General features: G+C 74.7%; 22 protein-coding genes. 15 read left to right on the forward strand and 7 right to left on the reverse strand.

Features of this window, described 5'->3' with window-relative positions; genetic code table 11:
- Positions 1-55: 55 nt before the first annotated feature.
- Complete coding sequence (gene hutH, locus RKE38_RS07580; RefSeq protein ID WP_410055435.1) at positions 56-1621, reverse strand: histidine ammonia-lyase; 1566 nt, start codon at positions 1619-1621, stop codon at positions 56-58.
- Positions 1622-1824: 203 nt separating this feature from the next.
- Here hutH and RKE38_RS07585 point away from each other — a divergent pair, with 203 nt between their 5' ends.
- Positions 1825-2832 (forward strand): hypothetical protein, encoded by a 1008-nt coding sequence (locus RKE38_RS07585; protein WP_316006834.1) that lies wholly within the window; start codon positions 1825-1827, stop codon positions 2830-2832.
- 96 nt (positions 2833-2928) lie between these two features.
- A complete protein-coding gene (locus RKE38_RS07590) occupies positions 2929-3735 on the forward strand; it encodes a hypothetical protein (protein WP_316006835.1) in 807 nt (268 codons plus the stop codon).
- A gap of 82 nt (positions 3736-3817) precedes the next feature.
- On the opposite strand, the gene RKE38_RS07595 is transcribed toward RKE38_RS07590, so the two are convergent.
- The 4 genes from RKE38_RS07595 to RKE38_RS07610 are packed head-to-tail and all read right to left on the reverse strand — an operon-like array spanning position 3818 to position 7382.
- Positions 3818-4210, reverse strand: coding sequence for a universal stress protein (locus tag RKE38_RS07595; protein ID WP_316006836.1), 393 nt, complete (start codon positions 4208-4210; stop codon positions 3818-3820).
- Between the two features lie 9 nt (positions 4211-4219).
- Entirely contained in the window at positions 4220-5863 is a 1644-nt protein-coding gene (locus RKE38_RS07600) for a tripartite tricarboxylate transporter permease (protein ID WP_316006837.1), read from the reverse strand.
- Positions 5863-6375: a tripartite tricarboxylate transporter TctB family protein gene (locus tag RKE38_RS07605; RefSeq protein WP_316006838.1), complete on the reverse strand. Its 513-nt coding sequence runs from the start codon at positions 6373-6375 to the stop codon at positions 5863-5865. Before RKE38_RS07605 ends, RKE38_RS07600 begins: the two co-directional genes overlap by 1 nt.
- Entirely contained in the window at positions 6372-7382 is a 1011-nt protein-coding gene (locus tag RKE38_RS07610; protein ID WP_316006839.1) for a tripartite tricarboxylate transporter substrate binding protein, read from the reverse strand. The genes RKE38_RS07605 and RKE38_RS07610 overlap by 4 nt, the downstream gene beginning before the upstream one ends.
- A gap of 130 nt (positions 7383-7512) precedes the next feature.
- Here RKE38_RS07610 and RKE38_RS07615 point away from each other — a divergent pair, with 130 nt between their 5' ends.
- The 10 genes from RKE38_RS07615 to RKE38_RS07660 all read left to right on the forward strand — a co-directional run bounded on the left by RKE38_RS07615 (position 7513) and on the right by RKE38_RS07660 (position 16340).
- Positions 7513-9132: an ATP-binding protein gene (locus RKE38_RS07615; protein ID WP_316006840.1), complete on the forward strand. Its 1620-nt coding sequence runs from the start codon at positions 7513-7515 to the stop codon at positions 9130-9132.
- On the forward strand, positions 9129-9848 hold the full coding sequence (locus tag RKE38_RS07620; protein WP_316006841.1) for a response regulator: 720 nt from the start codon (positions 9129-9131) through the stop codon (positions 9846-9848). The genes RKE38_RS07615 and RKE38_RS07620 overlap by 4 nt, the downstream gene beginning before the upstream one ends.
- Positions 9849-9909: 61 nt before the next feature.
- Positions 9910-10701, forward strand: a complete 792-nt coding sequence (locus RKE38_RS07625) for an IclR family transcriptional regulator (RefSeq protein ID WP_316007611.1) — start codon at positions 9910-9912, stop codon at positions 10699-10701.
- A 169-nt stretch (positions 10702-10870) separates the two neighbouring features.
- Positions 10871-11629, forward strand: a complete 759-nt coding sequence (locus RKE38_RS07630) for a D-alanyl-D-alanine carboxypeptidase family protein (protein ID WP_316006842.1) — start codon at positions 10871-10873, stop codon at positions 11627-11629.
- A gap of 15 nt (positions 11630-11644) precedes the next feature.
- On the forward strand, positions 11645-12232 hold the full coding sequence (locus RKE38_RS07635; protein WP_316006843.1) for a molybdenum cofactor guanylyltransferase: 588 nt from the start codon (positions 11645-11647) through the stop codon (positions 12230-12232).
- On the forward strand, positions 12229-13206 hold the full coding sequence (locus RKE38_RS07640; RefSeq protein ID WP_316006844.1) for an NAD(P)H-quinone oxidoreductase: 978 nt from the start codon (positions 12229-12231) through the stop codon (positions 13204-13206). Before RKE38_RS07635 ends, RKE38_RS07640 begins: the two co-directional genes overlap by 4 nt.
- A 314-nt stretch (positions 13207-13520) precedes the next feature.
- Positions 13521-14819 carry an MFS transporter gene (locus RKE38_RS07645; RefSeq protein WP_316006845.1) on the forward strand — a complete coding sequence of 433 codons (1299 nt, stop codon included), beginning with the start codon at positions 13521-13523 and terminating at the stop codon, positions 14817-14819.
- A gap of 5 nt (positions 14820-14824) precedes the next feature.
- The gene (locus RKE38_RS07650) at positions 14825-15187 is read left to right on the forward strand and encodes a DUF1304 domain-containing protein (RefSeq protein WP_316006846.1); all 363 of its coding nucleotides are present in this window, start codon (positions 14825-14827) and stop codon (positions 15185-15187) included.
- Positions 15188-15197: 10 nt separating this feature from the next.
- Complete coding sequence (locus RKE38_RS07655; RefSeq protein WP_316006847.1) at positions 15198-15719, forward strand: nitroreductase family deazaflavin-dependent oxidoreductase; 522 nt, start codon at positions 15198-15200, stop codon at positions 15717-15719.
- Between the two features lie 15 nt (positions 15720-15734).
- On the forward strand, positions 15735-16340 hold the full coding sequence (locus tag RKE38_RS07660; protein ID WP_316006848.1) for a bacterial proteasome activator family protein: 606 nt from the start codon (positions 15735-15737) through the stop codon (positions 16338-16340).
- Positions 16341-16391: 51 nt separating this feature from the next.
- On the opposite strand, the gene RKE38_RS07665 is transcribed toward RKE38_RS07660, so the two are convergent.
- A complete protein-coding gene (locus RKE38_RS07665; RefSeq protein WP_316006849.1) occupies positions 16392-17663 on the reverse strand; it encodes an MFS transporter in 1272 nt (423 codons plus the stop codon).
- A 154-nt stretch (positions 17664-17817) separates the two neighbouring features.
- On the opposite strand from RKE38_RS07665, the gene RKE38_RS07670 reads away from it, so the two are divergent.
- Positions 17818-19518, forward strand: coding sequence for a DUF885 domain-containing protein (locus RKE38_RS07670; protein WP_316006850.1), 1701 nt, complete (start codon positions 17818-17820; stop codon positions 19516-19518).
- A 27-nt stretch (positions 19519-19545) separates the two neighbouring features.
- Here the strand turns inward: RKE38_RS07670 and RKE38_RS07675 are convergent, their stop codons facing one another.
- The gene (locus RKE38_RS07675) at positions 19546-20304 is read right to left on the reverse strand and encodes a DUF6498-containing protein (RefSeq protein WP_316006851.1); all 759 of its coding nucleotides are present in this window, start codon (positions 20302-20304) and stop codon (positions 19546-19548) included.
- A 198-nt stretch (positions 20305-20502) separates the two neighbouring features.
- Between RKE38_RS07675 and RKE38_RS07680 the strand changes: the two genes are divergently transcribed.
- On the forward strand, positions 20503-21093 hold the full coding sequence (locus RKE38_RS07680; RefSeq protein ID WP_316006852.1) for a TetR-like C-terminal domain-containing protein: 591 nt from the start codon (positions 20503-20505) through the stop codon (positions 21091-21093).
- Positions 21090-22244, forward strand: a complete 1155-nt coding sequence (locus RKE38_RS07685) for an SGNH/GDSL hydrolase family protein (protein WP_316006853.1) — start codon at positions 21090-21092, stop codon at positions 22242-22244. The genes RKE38_RS07680 and RKE38_RS07685 overlap by 4 nt, the downstream gene beginning before the upstream one ends.
- Positions 22245-22343: the final 99 nt, after the last annotated feature.

The following is a 22343-nucleotide window of genomic DNA, read 5'->3' on the forward strand; positions in this document are numbered from 1 at the left end:
ACCTGGGTCGCTCGGGTGGCCGGGACAGTTGGGGTGGTCGGGTGTGCCGGGGGCGTCAGTCGAGGGGGCCCGTGACCGACTCGGCCGCGGCGACGGCGGCGCCGCTCGCGACGAGCTGCACGGCGACCTCGATCTCGGGGGCGAGGAACCGGTCGGTGCCCGGCCCCTGGGCGCCCGCCTCGCGCAGGGCGCGGACGACCGCGGCCGTCGCGGGAGCCGGCTGCAGCGGGGCGCGCAGGTCGAGGGCGCGGGCAGCGGTGAGCAGTTCGATCGCGAGCACCCTGGTGAGGCCGTCGACCGAGCGGCGCAGCTTGCGGGCCGCCGACCACCCCATCGAGACGTGGTCCTCCTGCATCGCGCTCGACGGGATCGAGTCGACCGAGGCCGGGGCCGCGAGGCGCTTGAGCTCGGAGACGATCGCGGCCTGGGTGTACTGCGCGATCATGTGGCCGCTGTCGACGCCCGGGTCGTCGGCGAGGAACGCGTGCAGCCCGTGGTTGCGCGCCACGTCGAGGAACCGGTCGGTGCGCCGCTCGCTGATCGAGGCGAGGTCGGCGGCGACGATGGCGAGGAAGTCGAGCACGTAGGCGACCGGCGCCCCGTGGAAGTTGCCGTTGGACTCGACCCTTCCGTCAGGAGTGACGACCGGGTTGTCGACGGCTGACGCCAGCTCGAAGCCGGCGACCGTCGCGGCATACTCCACCGTGTCGCGCACCGCCCCTGCGACCTGCGGCGAGCAGCGCAGCGAGTACGCGTCCTGGACCCGGGTGCACGCCTCGGGGTCGCGGTGGCTGTCGCGGATCGGGCTGTCCTGCAACAGCTTCCGCAGGTTCGCAGCGGAGCGCGCCTGGCCCGGCTGGGGGCGCAGGGCGTGCAGGTCGGCGGCGAAGACGTCGTCGGTGCCGAGCTGGCCCTCGACGCTCATGGCGGCCGTGAGGTCGGCGACGGTGAGCAGCCTGCGCAGGTCGGTGATGGCGAGGACGAGCTGACCGAGCATGCCGTCGGTGCCGTTGATGAGGGCCAGGCCCTCCTTCTCGCGCAGGTCGACCGGGGTGATCCCGGCGGCGGCGAAGGCCTCGGCCGTGGGCATCCGCTGCCCTGCGGCGTCCCGGACGACGCCCTCGCCCATGAGGGCGAGCGCGCAGTGCGAGAGCGGCGCCAGGTCGCCGGAGCAGCCGAGCGAGCCGTACTCGTGCACCACCGGGGTGATGCCGGCGTTGAGCATCGCGACGTACGTCGACAGGGTCTCCTCGCGGATGCCGGTGCGGCCCGTGGCCAGTGTGGAGATGCGCAGCAGAATCAGGGCGCGCACGACCTCGCGCTCGACCTCCGGGCCGGACCCGGCGGCGTGCGAGCGGACCAGCGAGCGCTGCAGCTGCGCGCGCAGCTCGACCGGGATGTGCCGGGTGGCCAGGGCGCCGAACCCGGTCGAGACGCCGTAGTGCGGCTGGGCGTCGTCGGCCAGCGCCTCGATCACGGCGCGGGTCCGCCGGACCTCCGCGAGGGCTGCGGTGTCGAGCTCGACCCGCGCGTCGTGGCGGGCGACGGCGACGACGTCGTCGAAGGACACCGGGCCCGTGCCGACGGTCACCGTCGCGACGGAGGGGGACGTGGTGGTCATGTCCTCCATTGCAGCGGAGCGGGGCGGCGGCGCACAGCCACGGCGGCGGCATACTGTCTCGGATCCCAGACCGTCCGACGGCGCCGGACGGGGGGCGCCCCACGGCCCGGGCTGGCCCGGGCCGGGCAGGATGCCGTCGCCGACCCCTCGTCATCGGCGCCGGCGCCCTGTAGGTTGCGCCCACCGCAACGGAGGGGGAACCGGTGTTCAAGAAGCTCAACGACGCCCGCAAGGCCATGAGGGACGGACCGGGGTTGACGGCCCAGCTGGCACCGGACGACGCGGTGGTGGTGGACGCACCCGCCGACTTCGCGCTCCCGGCCGTCGAGGCCGCCCTGCGCGGCGAGCACGCCCCGGCCGCCGAGCTGCTCGCCTGGACCCGGCAGAACCGGGCCTGGGGCGACCGCAGCCACCTGGTCGCCACGCTCGGCCAGGCGTCCCTGCAGGCGCCGCAGTGGCTGGAGGCCTGGCGGGCCGAGGCGCCCGACGACCCCGACCTGGCGGTCGTCGCCTCCCGGCTCCTGGTCCTGCAGGCCTGGGAGCAGCGCAGTCACGCGCGCGCCAAGGACGTCACCCAAGAGCAGTTCGAGGCCTTCCACACGACGCTGGCCGACGCGACCGCGCAGATCCAGCGGGCGGTGGACCTCTCGCCGGGCGACCCGGAGCCGTGGGCCCTCGCGATCGTCCACGCCCGCGGGCTCGAGGCGCCGGCCGACGTCCTGCGGGGCTACGTCGAGACGTTGTGGGAGGTCGACCGGTACCACTACGAGGGCACGTCGCAGGCGATGCAGTTCCTGGCGAAGAAGTGGTTCGGCTCGCACGAGCAGATGTACGCGTTCGTGCACGAGGCGGTCGACGGTGCGCCCGCCGACGCGCGCATCCAGGAGCTGCCGCTCGACGCCGTCCTCGAGCACCTCGCCGAGGACCCGTCGACCGCGCTGACCCAGGACCCCGCGCGGGTCGAGGACGCCGTCCGTCGCGGACAGGCGTACGTCGAGGCGAACGCCGACGCCGGCCACCACCTCACGGCGCAGACCCGCAACCTTCTGGTCCGGGTGCTGTTCCACCTCCACCGGTTCGACGAGGCCTACGACCAGCTCGTCGCGGTCGGACCGCACGCGACCGAGTTCCCCTGGGGCTACTGGGGCGACGCCCGAGAGGAGTTCCTCACCTACCGGCGGCACGTGGTCACCAAGAAGGCCACCGGGTGAGGACGGCGGGCGAGGGCGGCCGGCTACCGCGCACGACCGGTCGCACGACATGACGGTGCACGGCAGGTCCGGTCACGGCACCTGCGGTGGTGGGGCGTGACCGCGATGGTGCTCATGGTCCGGGCCGCACCCGCGGACCTCGAGCGCCGGGCCGTCTGGGCCCTGTCGACCGTGCGGATCGCACCCGCGACCACACCGGGGTGGACCCTCGTCGACGTCGGCTCGGACGACCAGGCGGCGCTCGAGCGGGTCGCGGAGGAGGTCAGCAAGGTCGGGCCGGGGCTGCTCCTCGTTGTCGGGGAGTGGCGCAGTGCGCTGCAGCTGTGGGCGCGGGGCCGGCGACGGGCCACCGTGGGCTGGACCGCGGGGAGGGTCAACGGCCTGGACGCGGAGGCGTCCCGCTCGACGGCGGCCGAGCTCGAGCGGTGGCTCGGGGTCGACCCGCAACCACTGCTCCTCGTGCTGCGCTCCCCCGCATCGCCCGAGGACGGTTGGCAGTCGCTGGCCACCGTGCTCGGGCTGCCCGTGCCGTCCGGGTTCCCATACCGCGGGGCGGGCGAGCTCGACTCCGACCGGGCCCGGGTGCTCGAGCGCCGCACGCTGCTCGAGGCGGCCGCCGACGACCACGGTTCCGGCCAGCTGCCCTCTGCACCCGACCGCACGCCGGAGCCCGCGTGGCGGCTCGCCGGGCGCGTCCTGCTCGTGCTGGTGTTCGTCTCCGGCATCGCCTGGACGCTCAGCCGCGACGACCCCCGGTACGTCACGGTGGTGGCCCTGGCCCTCGGGACCGTCGCGAGCGTGCCCGAGGTCGTCCGGCAGGTCGGCCTGCGCCGGCGCGCGGCCGGACGCGCGCGGCCGACCGGGTCGGGTCCGGCTGGACCCGACCCGGTCGACGGCGACTGACCTCGCACCTGCGCGCCTGTGTGGGAGCGGGCCGGTGCGGGCGCGAGCTGGTGTGGGCGCGGGCGGGACCGTGTGCCGCGGGTCAGCCGGGCTTGACCGCCAGGACCGGGCAGGGGGCGTCGAGGAGGACGCGCTGCGCCGTCGACCCGAGGATGAGCTTGCCGACCGGGGTGCGGTGCCGCAGCCCGATGACGAGCACCGAGGCGTCGACCTCCCGAGCCACGGCGAGCAACGCCTCGGCGGGGTCGCTGCCCTCCTCGACCCGGCGCACGCTGGCGTCGAGGCCGAGCTCGGCCAGGTCGCGGCCGACCCGCGCGAGCTGGTCGTCGGGCGCCCGGTGGGCGTCGGCGAGCACGTCGTCGCGGGACATGTTGACCACGAGCAGCGGCTCGTGCCGCCGGCGGGCCTCCTGCGCGGCGTGCGAGAGCGCCGCTTCGCCGAACGCGTTGGGGACGTACCCCGTGAGCACCGTCATCGTTCCTCCTCAGCCGGCCCAGCCGGGTTCGCTGCCACCACGACCGGACTGCGCGACCGCGGCCCGTGCGTCGACCGGCCGCTCCTGCGGGCCCGTCGCGTCGAGGTCGGCGTGTGCCGAGCCGTCGCCGCTGCCGTCCCCACCACCGGGACGGTCACCGCCGCCGCCGCCACGGCCACGCCGCAGCAGACCGCCGATCAGCGGCCACGCGAGGGCGACCACGATCAGCACGTAGCAGACCCAGGCCACCGGACCGCCGACCAGTCCCGAGATGTCCCCACCCGTGAGCTGGAGCGACTGCCGACCCTTGCGCTCGACGAGGGGACCGAGGATGACGCCCACGATGAGCGGCAGCACCGGCAGCCCGAACCGCCGCATGGCGAACCCGAGCAGGCCCAGCACAAGCAGCAGCCACAGGTCGAACGGCTGGCTGTTCACGGCATACGCACCCATGGACGCGAAGAACAGGATGCCCGCGTAGAGGTAGGGCCGCGGGATCTGCAGCAGCTTGGCCCACGCCGGGGCGAGGGGCAGGTTGAGCAGCAGCAGCATCGTGTTGCCGATGAACAGGCTGGCGATGAGCGCCCACACCAGCGCCGGCTCCTTGGTGAGCAGGAGCGGTCCCGGCTCGATGCCCCAGCCCTGGAGGGCGGCGAGCATGATCGCGGCGGTCGCGTTGGTCGGCAGGCCGAGGGCGAGCATCGGCACGAGCGTCCCTGCGGCAGAGGCGTTGTTGGCCGCCTCCGGCCCGGCGACACCCTCGATGGCGCCCTTGCCGAACTCCTCGGGGTGCTTCGAGAGCTTCTTCTCGGCCGTGTAGGACAGCAGCGTCGGGATCTCCGCGCCACCGGCCGGCATCGCCCCGAAGGGGAAGCCGAGGAGGGTGCCGCGCAGCCACGGCTTCCACGAGCGGGACCAGTCGCTGCGACCCATCCACGGCCGCCCGACCGGGATGACCTCGCCGGCCTTGCGCCGCAGGTGGGCGGCGACCCACAGGGCCTCGCCGACCGCGAAGATGCCGACCGCCACCACGACGACGTCGATGCCGTCGGCGAGCTGCGGCAGGCCGCCGGTGAGGCGCTGCTGGCCGGTGACGAAGTCGATCCCGACGACGCCGATGGTCAGGCCCACCAGGAGCGAGGCCAGGCCACGCACGCGCGAGGCGCCGAGGACGGCGGTGACCCCCGTGAAGGTGAGCAGGATGATCGCGAGGTACTCGGGCGCGCCGAGGCTGATCGCGAACTTCGCCACCTGCGGCATGAGGAAGACGATCCCGAGGGTGCCGATGGTGCCGGCGATGAAGGACCCGATGGCCGAGGTCGCCAGCGCCTGGGCGGCGCGGCCGGCCTTGGCCATCTTGTTGCCCTCGATGGCCGTGACCACCGACGCCGACTCACCCGGGGTGTTGAGCAGGATCGAGGTCGTCGACCCGCCGTACATGCCGCCGTAGAAGATGCCGGCGAACAGGATCAGGCCCTCGACGGGCTGCAGGCCGTAGGTGATCGGCAGGAGCAGGGCGACCGTCATGGCCGGCCCGATGCCCGGCAGGACGCCGACGGCGGTGCCGACGGTCACGCCGAGCAGCGCGATGAGGAGGTTCATCGGCGACAGCACGTCGCCGAAGCCCCCGAGGAGGCTCAGGAGGTTGTCCATCAGAGGATTCCCTGGAGGATGCCGGCGGGCAGGTTGACCCCGAGCCCGATGGCGAACGCGTAGAAGGTGACGAGGGACAGGGCCACCCCGGCCGCGAGGCCACGGACGTGGTGGCGGTTGCCGAGCGCGAACGCCGAGCCCCAGAAGAGCAGGGCCCCGCTGATCACCCAGCCGAGCGGCTCGATGAGCAGGGCGTTGACCGCGAAGGCCGCGACGAGCAGGCCGATCGTGCGCCAGTCGACGCTCGTGGAGAGGTCGACGTCCTCGCCCTCCTCCGCCTCGCCGGCGCCGCCGCGGGCGACGTCGATGGCGTAGAAGACGGCGACGACGAGGAGCAGCACCCCGAGCAGGATCGGCATGGGCTTGGGCCCGACCGGGTCGTTGCTGCTGGAGACGTGGCCGATGCGGCTGGCGTCGAACAGGACGTAGGCGCCGAGCAGGGCAAGGCCCGCGCACAGTCCGTACTGTGCGCGGTCCTTGACCTGCGGGCGGCCCGAGGTGGGCTGGGTCATGCCAGGCCGAGCTGCTTGAGGATCTCGGCGACCTGCGTGTCCTGCTCCTTCATGAAGGTGCTGAACTCGTCACCGGTCTGGAACGCGTCGGTCCAGCCGCGCTTCTTCTCCTCGTCCTTCCACGCCTGGGTGTCGTGCATCTTCGTCAGGGCGTCGGTCCAGGCCTTCTTGTCGGCGTCCGAGATCCCGGGGGGCGCCACGATGCCGCGCCAGTTGGTGAAGACCAGGTCGATGCCCTGCTCCTTGAGGGTCTTCACGTCCTTGAGCGCCTCGATCGGCTGCTCGCTGGTCACCGCCAGGACACGCACGTCGCCGGCCTCGACCTGGTCGAGGAACTCGCCGAAGCCGCTGGCGCCGAAGGCGATCTTGTTGCCGAGCAGCGCCGGGAGGAGCTCGCCGCCGCCGTCGTAGGAGACGTAGCTGACCTGCTTGGGGTCGATGCCGACGGCCTTCGCGAGCTGCATCGGCAGCAGGTGGTCGGGGCCACCCGGGGAGGAGCCACCGCCCACGGCGACCTTCTTCGGGTCGGCCTTCCACGCGGCGACGAGCTGGTTGATGTCCTTGTACGGGGAGTCCTTGGGCACGACGATCGCACCGGCCTCCTCGATCAGCTTGGCGATCGGCGTGGTCTCCGCGAGGGTCGCCTTCGACTTCTGGGTGTATGCCGCGCCGACGACGCCCAGCCCCATCTGCATGGCGAGCTTGCCGTTGCCCTTCTCGTTGACGACGCGCTGCAGGCCGACGGTGCCACCGGCACCGGGCAGGTTGAACACCTGGACGGAGCCGGTGATCTTCTGCGCCTCGAGGACCTTGGCCGCGGTGCGGGCGGTCGTGTCGTAGCCACCACCGGGGCTGTTCGGGACCATGAGCTGCAGGCCGGTCGCGGGCTTGCCGCCGTCGGCCGAGGACGACGCGGTCCCCTTGGCGGCCGTGGCGCCACAGGCGCTGAGCAGCAGGGCGGCCACGGCGGTGGCTGCCGCGAGGGCGGTCGTGGGACGGGCTCTCATCGTTGAGACCTTTCGTCGTGCAGGACGTTCAGGGGGGAGACTTCCGCTCGCGGGGAGGCGAGCGCCATGATCGTGGCGGCCACCTCCCCGGCCCGTCCCCCTTCTGTCAGCAGTGAAGGTTGAGTTCATAGTGTTCGTACGCCGGCGCCGGCGGCCCACCCTGGCCGGCCAGCTGCTCGTCCTGCAGCTGGCGGTGGTCGTCGTGGTGCTCGTGCTCGTCGGTGCAGTGTCCCTCGCGCAGTCCGAGGCGACGTTCCGCGGGGTCGAGGGCCGGCGGGTCAGCGCGCTGGCCGAGCAGCTCGGGGGCAACCCCCTCGTCCGGTCCAACCTCGCCACACCCTCGACCCGCACCGGCCTGGCCACGCTGGGGCAGTCGGTCGTGACGCAGTCCCGGGTGACGTCGGTGACCTTCGCCGACGCCGACGAGGACGTCCGCACCTCGACCGACCCGTCGCTGGAGGGCGGTCGGATCCCGTTGCCGCGCAAGGCCGTTGCCGACGGGGCGAGCTGGTCGGGGACGCTCGAGCTGTTCGGGCAGCGGCAGATCGTGAGCCAGGTCCCGGTCTTCAGCGTGGCGGACAAGCACGTCGGCGAGCACCTCGGCACCGTCATGATCACCGAGGCGTTCCCGTCGGCGTGGCAGCGCCTGCGAGGCGCGTCGTCGTACCTGCTCACCTACCTCGGGACTGCGCTCATCGTGGGGCTCGTCGGGTCCTGGCTGCTGGCGGAGCGCATCAAGCGGCAGACCCTGGGCATGGAGCCCGAGGAGATCACCGGACTCGTGGAGCACCGCGAGGCCCTGCTCTACGGCATCGCCGAGGGCGTGGTCGCGCTCGACCCGCAGGGACGCATCACGCTCGTCAACGACGTCGCGCGCCGGCTGCTCGACCTGCCCGAGCACGCGACCGGGCTGAGCCTCGCCGACCTGCGGATCACCGGCCGCCTGCTGTCGGTGCTCACCGGTGACGGCGAGGCCACCGACGAGGTCGTCGTCCGGCGCGGCCGGGTCCTGGTCATGAACCGGATGAGCGTCGACAAGGACGGCCGCCACCTGGGCACCGTCACCACGCTGCGCGACCGGACCGCCCTGGCCGCGCTCGAGCGCGAGCTCGGGTCGTTCCGCAGCAGCACCCAGCTGCTGCGGGCCCAGCGGCACGAGTTCGCCAACCAGCTGCACACGATCAGCGGCCTCATCCAGATCGGCGAGTACGACGAGGTGGTGCGCTACGTGGACGCCGTCAGCGAGCGCCGCCACTCCCTCGACCTGTCGGTCAACAGCCGGGTCCGCGACCCCGCCGTCGGGGTGCTCCTCATGGCCAAGGCGTCGATCGCGGCCGAGCGGCGCGTCGACCTGCGGATCAGCGACGACACCTCGCTCGACCGGCTCGACACCGAGGACTCCGCCGACGTGGCCACCGTCGTCGGCAACCTCGTCGACAACGCGATCGACGCCGCCGCCGGCAGCACCGGCTCGTGGGTCGAGGTCGGCATCGCGCACGACAGCACGACGGTGCGGATCACCGTGCGCGACTCGGGTCCCGGCGTCGCGGACGACGTCGCCGACTCCGTCTTCGACCAGGGTGTCACGAGCAAGACCGACGGCGAGGGCGAGCACGGGATCGGCCTCGCGCTCACCCGGCTGGTGTGCCGCCGGCGCGGCGGTGAGGCGGAGTTCCACAACACCGCCGACGGCGCCGTCTTCACCGCCCACCTCACGGTCACCCCGGTCCCCGAGGCGGTGGCCCGGTGAGCGGCCCGACGCCCACCCGGGCCGACGGCGCGGTGGCCGGGAACGGCATACGCGTCCTCATCGTCGACGACGACTTCATGGTGGCGCGGGTGCACACGGGCTTCGTCGAGAAGGTCGAGGGGTTCGAGGTGGTCGGCGTCGCACACACCGCCGCGGACGCCCTCGCCCAGGTCACCGAGCACCAGCCGGACCTCGTGCTGCTCGACATGTACCTGCCCGACCGGTTCGGCCTCGACGTCCTCGGCGAGCTGCGCCGCGCTGGCCGCGACTGCGACGTCATCGTCATCACCGCGGCCCGCGAGCTCGACGCCGTGCGCGGGGCGATCCAGCGCGGCGTGGTCGACTACGTGCTCAAGCCGTTCGGCTTCCAGGACCTGCGCGAGCGCCTCGAGCGGTATGCCGCGCAGCGCCAGCTCCTGCGCGGCGACGCCGACCAGGTCGACGGCCAGGCCGAGATCGACCGGGTCCTCGCCCGCGCCGGCTCGGGTTCGACCGTGCTGCCCAAGGGCCTCAGCCCGGAGACCGTGGCCGTCGTCGCCGACGCGCTGCGGACCGCCGACGGCACCCTGTCGGCGACCGAGGCCGCCGAGGCGGTCGGCATCTCCCGGGTGAGCGCCCGGCGCTACCTGGAGTACTTCGTCAGCACCGGGCGGGCGGAGGTCACCCTCCGCTACGGCAGCACCGGCCGTCCCGAACGGCGCTACCGCCGTGCCTGAGGCGCAGGACCGCGAGCCGGCCGGCCCCGAGCTGGCCGGCCCCGGGCTGGCCGGCCCCGGGCTGGCTGGCCCCACGGGACGCGCCGCGTCCTCCGCCAACGCCCCCGCCGCCCGGCACGCCCTCGACGTCCTCACCCTGCTGGCCCGGCACACCGAGCCCCTGCCCGCAGGGGCCATCGCCCGCGACCTCGGCCTCCCGCGCTCGACGACCTACCACCTGCTGGCGGTGCTGCGGGACGCCGGCTTCGTCACCCACCTGCCCGAGGACCGCCGCTACGGCCTGGGCGTCGCGGCCTTCGAGCTGGGCTCGGCCTACCAGCGCCAGGCACCGCTGCAGCGCATCGCCCGCCCGCTCCTCGGCCGGCTCGTGGACGCCACGACCCACAACGCCCACCTGGCGGTGCTCCACGGCCGCGACGTCCTCTACGTCATCGAGGAGCGCGCACCGGGCCGGCCCCTGCTCGTCACCGATGTCGGCGTGCGGCTGCCGGCCACCCTCACGGCGAGCGGCCTGGCCATGCTGGCCGAGCTGCCCGCCGCGCAGGTGCGGGCGCTCTTCCCGCACCGCGACACGCTGGTCCAGCGCGACGGGCGGGGGCCCGCGAGCGTCACCGAGCTGCGGCGGGAGCTCACCGCCGTGCGCGCCCGCGGGTACGCCACAGAGGACGGTTCGGTGAGCCCCGGCCTCGCGTCGGTGGCGCGGGCCGTCCTGGACCACACCGGCCACCCGGTCGCGGGGATCGCGGTCACCTTCCCCCGGGACGAGGTCGACGCGGCCGAGCAGGAGCGCCTCGTCGCGGCCGTGACCCGCACCGCGGCCGCGCTGACGGCCCGCATCCGCGGAGCTCGCTGACTCCATCGGCGACAGCCGCACCGACACCAGCCGCCGCTGGAAGCCACCCGCCGCCGCCCGCGGTCCTTGAGCGACTGCAGCGGTCCGGGCCGCTGCAACCGCTCAAAGACGCTAGCTCCACGGTCGACCCGGGTCCTGCCACACTGGCCTGCGGGACCGAGGGGGGACCATGACGACGACACACCAGTCGGCGGGACGCCGGCGACGGCGAGTGGTGCGCAGGGCTGCCGCCGCGGCCGTGGCCCTCCTCGTGGCCGGCGGAGCCGCCGGGTATGCCGCGTGGAGCCGGGACGCCGCGACGACCGGTCGGGCACCGGCCCCGGCGGTCGCGGCCGGCGCACGAGGTGGCCTCGCTGCGCGGACGCCCGGCGGGACGACCCCGCCCGCCGGCGCGGCACCGACGACCCCGCGGCCACGCACCACCTCGACGGCCGGCACGCCCACCCGGGGCGCCGGGACGCAGGCGCACCGGCCCGCCGGCACCACGGCATTCGCCCCCGTCGTCACCGACCGCATCCCGGCACCCGCCGTCAGCATCGCCCTGACCGCGCCGGTCCCGGGGACGACGAACATGCAGCCGTCGGCGGCCCACGCGTTCGAGCGCGCGTTCGCAGCGGCCCGGGCGCAGGGCCTGAGCCCGCAGATCCGCTCGGCCTGGCGCAGCCGCGCCTACCAGCAGGTCCTGTTCGACCGGGCCGTCGCCACCTACGGGTCGGCGGCCGAGGCAGGCAAGTGGGTCCTGTCGCCCGGCCGCTCCGCCCACGTCAAGGGGTACGCCGTCGACGTCCACCCGCAGGCCGTCGCCGTGTGGCTCGAGGTGCACGGACCGGCCTACGGGATCTGCCGCACGTACGACAACGAGTGGTGGCACTTCGAGTACCTCGCGACGTCCACCTGCCCGCCCAGGCTGCCGACCGCCGCCGGCTGACCCCACAATGGCCGGGTGCCCGACACCCCCGTGACCGCCGTCGTGCTGTGCGGCGGCACGGGACGGCGCTTCCGCGGGGACAAGACCCGCGCCGACCTCGGGGGCGCCAGCGTCCTCGACCGCCTGCTCGACGGCATCCCGGCCGACTGGCCGGTGCTGTGCGTCGGCGAGCGCCGCCCGACGGCGCGCGAGGTCACCTGGCTGCGCGAGGACCCGCCCGGCGGCGGGCCCGTCGCCGCGCTCGCCGCCGCCCTCCCCCGCGTCGACACGCCCGTCCTCGTCGCCCTCGGCGGCGACATGCCGTATGCCGGGCCGGCGGCGGCCGACCTCGCAGGGCGCCTCGTGGCGGGTCGCGAGCCCGGGGAGGGCGACGCCTGCGAGGTGGTGGCCGCGCGCGACACCGGCGGGCGGGTGCAGCCGCTGCTCGCGGCATACCGGGTCGACTCCCTGCGCGCGGCGGTCCCGACGCCGGCCGCTGGGTCCCCGCTCATGCGGCTGCTCGACCGCCTGCGGGTCGAGGCGGTCGAGGTCGCCGACCCGGCCGCGCTGGACGTCGACACCCCGGACGACCTCGAGCGGGCACGCCATAGGCTCGAGCCGTGAAGGCCATCACCATCCCCCAGCCCGGAGACGCCGACGCCCTCGTCCTCGACGAGGTGCCCGACCCCCAGCCCGCGGCGGGCGAGGTCCGGGTGCGGGTCGCGGCCGCGGGCGTCAACCGCGCCGACGTCATGCAGCGGATGGGCCACTACCCGCCGCCGCCCGGCGCCCCGGAGTACCCGGGCCTGGAGGTCAGCGGCACGGTCGACGCCGTCGGCGAGGGCGTCGAGGGCTGGGCCGTCGGCGACGAGGTCTGCGCGCTGCTGTCCGGTGGCGGCTACGCCGAGCTGGTCTGCGTCCCGGCCGGCCAGCTGCTGCCGGTCCCCGCGGGGGTGTCGCTCGAGGACGCCGCGGCCCTGCCGGAGGTCGTGAGCACGGTCTGGTCCAACGTCTTCATGACGGCCAACCTCCTTCCCGGGCAGACCCTGCTGGTCCACGGGGGTTCCTCCGGCATCGGCACCATGGCCATCCAGCTCGCGCGCGAGGTCGGCGCGCACGTCGCGGTCACCGCCGGGTCGGCCGAGAAGCTCGAGGCCTGCCGCGCGCTGGGCGCCGAGGTCCTCGTCAACTACCGCGAGGAGGGCTTCGTCGAGCGGGTGCGGGCCGCGACCGGCGGGGCAGGGGCGGACGTCGTGCTCGACAACATGGGCGCGAAGTACCTGGCGCGCAACGTCGACGTCCTCGCACCCAACGGCCGGCTCGTCGTCATCGGCCTGCAGGGCGGCCGCACGGCCGAGCTCGACCTCGGGAAGCTCCTGGCCAAGCGGGCCGCCGTCATCGCCACCTCCCTGCGCGCGCGGCCGGCGGCCGAGAAGGCCACGATCGTGGCCGCCGTGCGCGAGCACGTCTGGCCGCTCGTCGAGGCCGGGCGGGTGCGCCCGGTCGTCCACGGCCGGTACCCGCTCGCCGACGCGGCCGCCGCCCACCGGGAGCTCGAGTCCAGCGGCCACGTCGGCAAGATCCTGCTCACCCCCTGACGCCACCGGCCGCAGGCCCCCGCGTCCCCGCTCGCCGTCCGCGCCCGGCATACCGCACGCCCTCCCGCTGACCCGCCGGCCCGCTCAGGCCTCCCGCCCGGAGCTCGCCCCGTTCCTCTGTGCAGACCCCCGTCCCACTGCGCAGTGAGCGGGTCCCTGCGGAGTGGGACGGGGGTCTGTGCGCAGACGAGCGATCCGTCCGTGCCCTGGCGGCGGGTATCCTTGGGGGCAGCAAAGGGTTCCTGTGCGTCTTGGAGGCGGGTGCGGCGCACGCCCGTTTCGGCGTGCCCTCGCCCCGCACAGAACGAGAACCCGTGTCACCCATCGCCTCCTACCGCCGCCTGTTCTCGGTGGCCGGTCCCGCGTACGTCGTCACCACCTTCCTCGCGCGCCTGCCGCTGGCCATGAGCCAGATGGGCGCCCTCCTGCTCGTGTCCCACACGACCGGCTCGTATGCCGCGGGCGGCCTGGCCGCCGGCACCCTCGCCGTCGTAAGCGCGGTCGCCTCGCCGCTGGCCGCCGCCGTCGCCGACCGGGTCGGCCAGCGGCCCGTCCTGCTCGTGCAGTCCGTGGTCGCGGGCCTTGGCCTGCTGGCCCTGGTGGCCCTGGCCGCGGACGGACGACCCGCGGCCGTCCTCGTCACGGCGGCCGGCGTCGCCGGTGCCTTCCTGCCCCAGGTCGGGCCCATGGCCCGGGTGCGGTGGCGGCCGCTGACCGCCGGACAGGGACCGCTCCAGCCCCGGCTGGTCTCCACGGCGTTCTCCTACGAGGGCGCGGCCGACGAGGCGTCCTTCGTCCTCGGCCCGGCGCTCCTGGGCGTGCTCGTGTCGGTCGCCGCGCCCGGTGCCGGGCTCGTGCTGGCGGCGGCGCTGCTGCTCGTGTTCGGGACGGCGTTCGCGCTGCACGACTCCGCCCGGCTCACCCACGCGGTCCGGTCCGTGGCCGGTGCGCGGACCCGCCTGTGGACCGTCCCGCTCGGCGTCCTGCTGCTCGCCCAGCTCCTCATCGGCACCGTCTTCGGCTCGGTGCAGACCGGCACGGCCGTCCTCGCGACCAGCGCCGGCCACCCCGGCAGCGCCGGACTCGTGCACGCCCTGCTGGGCGTCGGGAGCGTCGCGGCCGGCGTCGCGCTCGCGGCGGTGCCCGAGCGGGTGGCCCTGACGACGCGCCTGCTCGTCGCCGCCGGCGGGCTGCTGGTGCTGTCCCTCCCGCTGCTGCTCGTGGGGTCGCTCGGCTCGCTCGTGGCGGTCGTGCTGCTGCTCGGCTTCGTCGTCGCGCCCTACATGATCACGACCTTCACCCTCGGTGAGCGCGTGGCGCCGCCGACCCGGGTGGGCTCGGCGATGACCCTGCTGGCCGCCTCGACGGGCCTGGGCTACGCGCTGGGCTCCGCGGTCGCCGGCCGGCTGGCCGACGACTCCGGCCACCGGGCGGCGTTCGCCGTGGCCGTGACCGCCACGGCCACCGCCCTGCTCGTCGCGCTCGTGGCGCGGGTCGTGCTGCGCCGGTTCGACCGGGCCGGCCACGCCCCGGCGGTGCCGGCCGCACCGGGCGACGGCGTCGGCGAGCCGGTCGGGAACTGCTCCCTCGCGGCCGACGCCGTGCCACGCTGAGCGGCATGAGCGTGCTCGCCACCGTGCTGGTGACCCTCGTGGCCCTGGTCCACGTCTACATCGTGGTGCTGGAGATGGCGCTGTGGACGACCCCGCGCGGTCGTGCGGCGTTCGGCCTCACGCCCGAGTTCGCCGAGGCGACCCGCACGCTGGCGGGCAACCAGGGCCTCTACAACGGCTTCCTCGCGGCCGGGCTCGTCTGGAGCCTCGTGGGGCCGGAGCACCTGCGCTTCGGGTTCGCCGTCTTCTTCCTGCTCTGCGTCGTCGTGGCCGGGCTGTACGGCGCGGCCACCGCGAGCCGGCGCATCCTGCTCGTGCAGGCCCTGCCGGGCGCCCTGGCGCTGGCCGCCGTCCTCCTCGCCGGCTGACCCTCTCGCCATGGGACTGTGGGCGGACCTCGACCTTCCGCCGGTCCGCACGAGCCGGGCGCGACGGGCCCTGCAGGCCGTGGCGGCCAGCACAGCAGGCGCCCGCGTCGCGAGCCGGGTCGCGGCCCCGCTCGACACCGCCGTGCGCCGGGTGACGAGGGGGCGCACGGCCACCGAGGTCCTTGCCGGGTTGCCGACCGTCGTGCTCACCACGCGGGGCGCCCGCACCGGCCGGGAGCGCCACAGCCACCTCCTCGCCGTCCCGTGCGGGGAGGACGTCGCGGTCATCGGGTCGAACTTCGGCGGGGAGCGCACGCCGGGCTGGGTGCACAACCTGCGGGCCGGTGCGACCGCCGCGGTCGGCTACCGCGAGCGGTCGGTCGCCGTCACGGCCCGGGCGCTCGACGGCGAGGAGGCCGAGCAGGTCTGGACCACGGCCGGCGCGCTCTACGCCGGCTACCCGGCATACCGGCAGCGGGCGGCGCACCGCACGATCACGGTCTGGCTCCTCCAGCCCGCCCCGCCCGGCTGAGGCAGGATGGGACGCATGAGCGAGCAGCCGCGACCGGAAGGCCAGACCAGCCCCGACGCCGAGGGCGACCGCGACCCGCACCGGGTGGTCGTCGTGACCCAGGACGGCATGGGCGTCTCCCACCACGAGGAGAGCGGGGACGGGCCGACCAACCCCGCCGACCTCGTCGAGCAGCCGGCCAAGGTCATGCGGATCGGCTCGATGATCAAGCAGCTGCTCGAGGAGGTGCGCAACGCGCCGCTCGACGAGGCGGGGCGCGCGCGGCTCGCGGAGATCCACCGGCGCTCGATCAAGGAGCTCGAGGACGGCCTGGCGCCCGAGCTCATCGAGGAGCTCGAGCGGATCGCCCTGCCCTTCAAGGAGGACGAGGCCCCGACGGACGCCGAGCTGCGGATCGCGCAGGCCCAGCTGGTCGGCTGGCTGGAGGGCCTCTTCCACGGCATCCAGACCGCGCTGTTCGCCCAGCAGATGGCGGCGCAGCAGCAGCTCGCGCAGATGCGGCGCGCGCTCCCGCCCGGCCAGGGGCCGATGGAGGGCGCCCCCGGGATGCCGGGTGGCCCGGGTCTGGCGCCGGGTGGTCCCGAGCACCGCGAGAGCGGCCCGACCGGCCAGTACCTCTAGCCCCACCGCGGCCGGGTTCCGGCGCCGGTTCGGTTCGCCCGCGGGACCTGCTCAGGTGGTGGGCGCCGCTTCACGCTCGTGGGCTATGCGGCGCAGCGGCGAGAGCCAGGCGTATGCCGCGGCGAGCACGCCGACGGCGACGACGCTCACCATCGCGCGGCGCACGCCCCACTCGTTGGCCAAGCCTCCCGCGGCGAGCGCACCGACCGTCCAGCCGATGCCCCAGGAGAGCATCCGGCCGGCGGTGTTGACCCGGCTGAGCAGGTGCTCCGGCGTGACCTGCTGGCGGTAGGTCAGGGAGTTGATGACGACGAGCTGGTATGCCACACCCCAGCCGACCATCGCGATGACCGCGACGAGCCACGTGGTCGTCGTCGCGACGACGAGGCCGGCCGTGGCCGACACGGGGATCGCGAGCAGCGTGAGCCGGGCGGTCCCCACCCGCCGCAGCAGCCGGGGCGTCAGCCAGGCGGCGAGGATGCCGCCGACGCCCCACATGCTGAAGACGACGCCGAACCGCCACCCGCTGGTTCCGACGCCGAGCACCCGGTCGCACCACGGCACGGCGAGCGCCATGAAGCCGGCGCCGGCCAGCGACTGCAGCGCCCCGATGACCGTGTTGGACCGCACGCCCGCGTGCCGCCACAGGAACCGCTGGCCGTCGCGGATGTCGGCGAGGACCGACCGGGCGCCGACCGCGAACCCGGCCGAGGCGGCTCGCTCGCGGGCGGTGGACAGGGCGCGGCCGATCGACCGGACGAGCAGGGCCGACACGAGGAAGGTGAGGGCGTCCAGCACCAGCAGGTCGGCCGGGTGCAGGACCGCCAGCGCGAGGCCGACCGCGGCGGGGACGCACAGGTCGAGCAGGCCTCCCACGCCCCAGATCGCGGCGTTCGCCTCCCCGACCCGCTCGCGACCGACCAGGACGGGCAGTGCGCCGAAGTTGGCGCCGTCGAAGAAGGTGAAGAGCGACTGGGCGACGAACCCCGCCACGAGCACGTGGGCCACCGTGAGGTGACCCAGCCACCACGCGAGCGGCACCGTCCCGATGACGACGACGTTGGCGAGGTCGGCCCCCACCATGACGCGCTTGCGGTCGAGCCGGTCGCCGACGACGCCCGAGAACAGGCCGAAGAGCAGGTACGGCAGCGCCTCCAGGGTGGTGGTGAGCGCGGTGAGGCCCGGCGAGCCGCTGATCCGGTAGACGAGCACGGGCATGGCGACGGCCGTGACGAGCGACCCGGTCAGCGAGGTGAGGCGCGCCGTCCAGTAGCGGCGGAAGTCCGGGTCGGCGCGCAGCCGGCCGGGGGCGGTGGTCGTCACCCGGACAGTCTGCCCCGGCCGGCCGGGGACGGTGAGGCGCTCGGCGGAACCATGACCCACTCCGGGGCAATCGGTGGGGCGCTGCTGGAAAGTCCGTGGCGGGGCTGCGGAAACCGGCTGTCGGGCGTCGCCACGCACCGATACGTTCGGGACCATGACTGACGCGACGAGTGGGACGACCGGGGCGGGGAGCGCGACCAGCGGGGGCGAGGCGGTCCGGCAGCTGGCCGAGGACTTCGACGCCTGGCAGATGACCACGAACCCGACGTGGGCCCACATGATCGGCGACTACCGCCACGCGGGGCGGTACGAGGACGCGAGCCGGGCCGCGGAGGACGAGCAGGTGGCGGCAGCGCGCGAGTTCGCCCAGCGGGCGCGGGCCATCCCCGACGAGGGCCTGGAGCTGCAGGACCGCATCACCCGCGACATGGTCGGCTTCGACGCCGACAGCCAGGCCGACGTCGCCGCCACGCGCATGGCCGAGCTCAGCGCGAACCCGGTCTTCGGCATCCAGTCCGACCTGCAGGTGACGGTGCCGATGCTCGCCCTGCCGACGGTCGAGGTGGCCGAGGCGATGGTCGACAAGTACCGCGGCATCGGCCGGCACCTGCACGACCTGGCGCAGCGGCACCGCGAGGGCGTCGCCGACGGACGCACGCCCGCGGCATTCGCCGTCGAGGGCGTCGTCGAGCAGGTCGACCAGTGGCTGGCCCTCCCGCTCGAGGACGACCCGCTGCTCGTGACGGCCACGGCGCCGGAGGGGCTCGACACCGACGCGTGGCGGGCCGCGCTGCGCGAGGCGGTCGAGCAGGACGTGCGCCCCGGCCTGGCCCGGTACCGCGACGTGCTGCGCGACGAGGTGGCGCCACACGCCCGCGACGACGAGCACGTCGGCCTCGTGCACCTCCCCGACGGGCCCGCCACGTACGCCACGCTCCTGGCGCACCACACGACGACGTCCCTGTCCGCGCAGGAGATCCACGACATCGGCCTGGCCCAGATCGAGGCGCTCGACGAGGAGTACCGGCAGCTCGGCGGCGAGGTCTTCGGCCTCGAGGACCCGGCCGCGGTCCGCGAGCGCCTGCGCGCCGACCCCGACGGCCGCCACACGAGCAGCGAGGACATCGTCGCGGCGTCCGAGGCCGCGTTCGCCAAGGCCCGCGAGGCGATGCCGCAGTGGTTCGACCGGTTGCCGCAGGCCGACTGCGTCGTCCAGGCGACCGAGCACGGCGCAGCGGCGTACTACTACCCACCGGCCGACGACGGCTCGCGGCCCGGCACGTTCTTCGTCAACACCTCGCCGCCCTCCCGCTGGGGCCGGCACGAGATCGAGGCGCTGGCGTACCACGAGGGCATTCCGGGCCACCACCTCCAGCTCGCCATCGCGGTCGAGCTCACCGACCTGCCGGACTACCGGCGGCACGTCGTGTTCAACGCCTACGCCGAGGGCTGGGGCCTGTACACCGAGCGGCTGTCCGACGAGATGGGCCTGTACTCGGGGCCGCTCGAACGGCTCGGCATGCTCACGATGGACTCGATGCGGGCCTGCCGGCTGGTGGTCGACACCGGCATGCACGCGCTCGGCTGGAGCCGCCAGCAGGCCGTCGACTACATGGCCGGGCACTGCGCGATGGCGCTCGAGGGCGTCCGCGCGGAGATCGACCGGTACGCCACCTACCCGGCGCAGGCGTGCAGCTACATGGTCGGCCGGCTGGAGCTGCTGCGGATCCGGCGCGAGGCGCAGCAGCGCCAGGGCGACGCCTTCGACATCCGGCAGTTCCACAACGCCGTGCTCGACTCCGGGTCGCTGCCCCTGGCCGTCCTCGACACCGTGGTGCAGATCCGCCTGCCCTGAGCTGCAGCCGTCCACACCGTCCCCGGGTCAGGCCACGGGGACGGTGAGCGGTGCCGGCACCTCCGCCACCCGGTGGGCGCGCAGGTGGAGCCCCGCGTCGATGAGGGTCTTGAGGACCACGAGCGCGACGGCCGGCAGCACCGCGGTCGCCCCGACGACGGGGCCGCCGGTGTCGAGCCCGGCCCCGTCACGGGCGATGAGGAACGCGCTGCCGAGGACGACGACGTGCAGCACCACGACGCGGCCGTACGGCTGGGCCATCGCCTGCTGGGGCCCGGTCGTCAGCCGTTCGCCGCGCGCGAACCAGTGCACGCCCGTCGCCACGCCGTGGCTGGCGACCAGCGCGAGCAGGACGAGGAGGTACCCGCCGACGCTGCCGGTCGTCCCGATGCGGTGCGCGAGCCGCCAGGTGAAGATTCCGTGCGCCAGCGTGAACGCGCCGTAGTGCAGGCAGAAGAACCCCATGAAGAAGACCCGCGCCGCCACCGCGGGGATCGCGATCGCCGGCCCGCCCGTGAAGGCCATGGCCGGGGCACCGCTGCGCGTGGGGGCGAGAGCACCCAGAGCGGTCCCGATACGGACCAGCGTCCACACCCCGACCGCGACGTTCTCGAGCCAGAAGACCACGAGGACGTCGCCGGCACCCCAGCGCCCGGTGGCAACGGCCCACAGCGGGGTGGCGTTGGCGAGCACGAGGACGAGCAGCGTGGCCGACCGCGCCGCCCGCGGCGGCAGCGTGGCGGCGAGCGACCCCAGGGCCTGCAGGCCCAGCAGGCGCAACAGCATCGGCGGGACTCCCCCTGCTCGTCCGGTGTGCGACGACGCGAGGGTATGCCGCGTGCCTCCTCGCCCACGCGGCTTCCGGGCCGCCGGTGGCCGAACGGCTGAGTCCGTGCAGAGCCCGGACCCCGGCCCGGACCCCGGCTCGACGCGGCGTCGGACGATTGCCTACACTCATTAGGCAACCGACTGAATGGAGTAGGAATGCCACGCGCCGGACTCACCGCCGAGCGGCTCACCCTCGCGGCGGCCGAGCTCGCCGACGCCGAGGGGCTCGAGGCGGTGACCGCCGCTGCGGTCGCCCGCGGCTTCGGGGTGCGGACCGCCAGCATCTACGCGCACGTCGGTGGCACCCCCGACCTGCGGCGCCGGGTCTCGCTGCTCGCGCTCGACGAGACCGCCGACCTGCTCGCCGACGCGCTGGCCGGGCGCTCGGGCCGCGACGCCCTCGGTGCCCTGGGCGACACCTACCGCCGGTATGCCAGCAGCCACCCCGGTCGCTGGGCCGCGATGCAGACACTGCTGGATGCCGCGACCGCCGCCGACAGCGCCGGGCCCCGCCACGCGGACCTGCTGCGCGCGGTGCTGCGCGGCTACGACCTCAGCGGGGACGCGCAGACCCACGCGGTCCGCCTGGTCGGCAGCGTCGTCCACGGGTTCGTCGACCTCGAGCTCGGCGGCGGGTTCGACCACAGCACGCCCGCGGCCACGAGCAGCTGGACCGCGATCCTCGACGCCGTGCACCACACCCTGCAGACCTGGACCGTCCACGACCCCATCGGAGACCAGCAGTGATCCACACCCCCCTGACCACGGACCTCGTCGTCGGCGTCGCCGAGCTCGAGCAGACCGAGCGGGCGACCCGGCTCCACCGGCTCCCGGCGGCGGCTCGCCTCCGCGCCGGCGGCGACCCCCAGATCCTCATGGCCCAGGCCCAGCCCGCGGGTGCGCGGCTCGCGTTCCGCACCGCCGCCGACCGGGTCGAGCTCGACGTGCTGCCGACCAAGCGGGTCTACCCGGGTGCGCCGCCCCGCCCGGACGGGCGCTACGACGTCGTCGTCGACGGCGAGGTCACCGACGGGCTCGCGGCGGCAGGCGGCGACGAGCTCGTCATCGACCTCGCGACCGGTGTCGCCGAGCTGCACGAGGGCGCGCCCACGACCCTGGCCATCGCCCTGCCGCCGGGCGAGCACGAGGTCGAGGTGTGGCTGCCGCACAACGAGGAGACGGCCCTCGTCGCCCTGCGCAGCGACGCTCCGCTGCTTGCGCTCCCGCGCACACGTCGCCGGTGGGTGCACCACGGCAGCTCGATCAGCCAGGGCTCCAACGCGACCCGCCCGACGGGCACCTGGCCGGTGGTCGCCGCGCGCGCGGCCGACGTCGACCTCGTCAACCTCGGGCTCGGCGGAAGCGCACTGCTCGACCCCTTCGTGGCGACGACCATGCGCGACACCCCGGCCGACCTCGTCAGCCTCGCGGTGGGCATCAACCTCGTCAACGGGGACATGATGCGTCGCCGCGCCCTCGGCCCTGCCCTCCACGGGTACCTCGATACCATCCGCGAGGGCCACCCGACGGCGCCGCTGCTCCTCGTCTCACCGCTGTACTGCCCCATCCACGAGCAGACGCCGGGACCGGCCGCGTTCGACCCCGCGTCCTTCGGCACCGGGCAGCTGCGCTTCGTGGCCACCGGCGACCCGGCCGAGGTCGCAGCGGGTCGGCTCACCCTCGAGGTCGTGCGCGAGGTGCTCGCGGAGGTCGTGGCCGCGCGGGCGGCCGAGGACGGCGCGCTGTATCTCCTCGACGGGCTCACGCTCTACGGGCCAGCCGACGAGGCGCGCCTGCCGCTGCCCGACGACCTGCACCCCGACGCCGAGACCCAGCAGCTGGTGGGCGAGCGGTTCGCCGCCGCGGTCTTCGGCGCGGGCGGGCCGTTCGCGGCCTGACCCCGGCACCTGGGTCACTGATCCGCCCGGCGGATCAGTGACCCAGCTCCCGCGGCACCATCGATGGCGCGGCTCCGTCGATCGTGCGGCTCCGGTCAA

It is taken from the genome of Phycicoccus sp. M110.8 (assembly GCF_032464895.1).
In the GTDB taxonomy this organism is placed as follows: Bacteria; Actinomycetota; Actinomycetes; order Actinomycetales; family Dermatophilaceae; genus Pedococcus.

What these genes read in the sequence shown, in the direction of transcription:
- RKE38_RS07655 (WP_316006847.1), top strand. Translation starts at nt 15,198, where the DNA reads ATGGGACTGTGGGCGGACCTCGACCTTCCGCCGGTCCGCACGAGCCGG.
- RKE38_RS07650 (WP_316006846.1), top strand. Translation starts at nt 14,825, where the DNA reads ATGAGCGTGCTCGCCACCGTGCTGGTGACCCTCGTGGCCCTGGTCCAC.
- RKE38_RS07605 (WP_316006838.1), bottom strand. Translation starts at nt 6,375, where the DNA reads ATGACCCAGCCCACCTCGGGCCGCCCGCAGGTCAAGGACCGCGCACAG.
- RKE38_RS07670 (WP_316006850.1), top strand. Translation starts at nt 17,818, where the DNA reads ATGACTGACGCGACGAGTGGGACGACCGGGGCGGGGAGCGCGACCAGC.
- RKE38_RS07630 (WP_316006842.1), top strand. Translation starts at nt 10,871, where the DNA reads ATGACGACGACACACCAGTCGGCGGGACGCCGGCGACGGCGAGTGGTG.
- RKE38_RS07595 (WP_316006836.1), bottom strand. Translation starts at nt 4,210, where the DNA reads ATGACGGTGCTCACGGGGTACGTCCCCAACGCGTTCGGCGAAGCGGCG.
- RKE38_RS07680 (WP_316006852.1), top strand. Translation starts at nt 20,503, where the DNA reads ATGCCACGCGCCGGACTCACCGCCGAGCGGCTCACCCTCGCGGCGGCC.
- RKE38_RS07600 (WP_316006837.1), bottom strand. Translation starts at nt 5,863, where the DNA reads ATGGACAACCTCCTGAGCCTCCTCGGGGGCTTCGGCGACGTGCTGTCG.
- RKE38_RS07660 (WP_316006848.1), top strand. Translation starts at nt 15,735, where the DNA reads ATGAGCGAGCAGCCGCGACCGGAAGGCCAGACCAGCCCCGACGCCGAG.
- RKE38_RS07610 (WP_316006839.1), bottom strand. Translation starts at nt 7,382, where the DNA reads ATGAGAGCCCGTCCCACGACCGCCCTCGCGGCAGCCACCGCCGTGGCC.
- RKE38_RS07675 (WP_316006851.1), bottom strand. Translation starts at nt 20,304, where the DNA reads ATGCTGTTGCGCCTGCTGGGCCTGCAGGCCCTGGGGTCGCTCGCCGCC.
- hutH (WP_410055435.1), bottom strand. Translation starts at nt 1,621, where the DNA reads ATGACCACCACGTCCCCCTCCGTCGCGACGGTGACCGTCGGCACGGGC.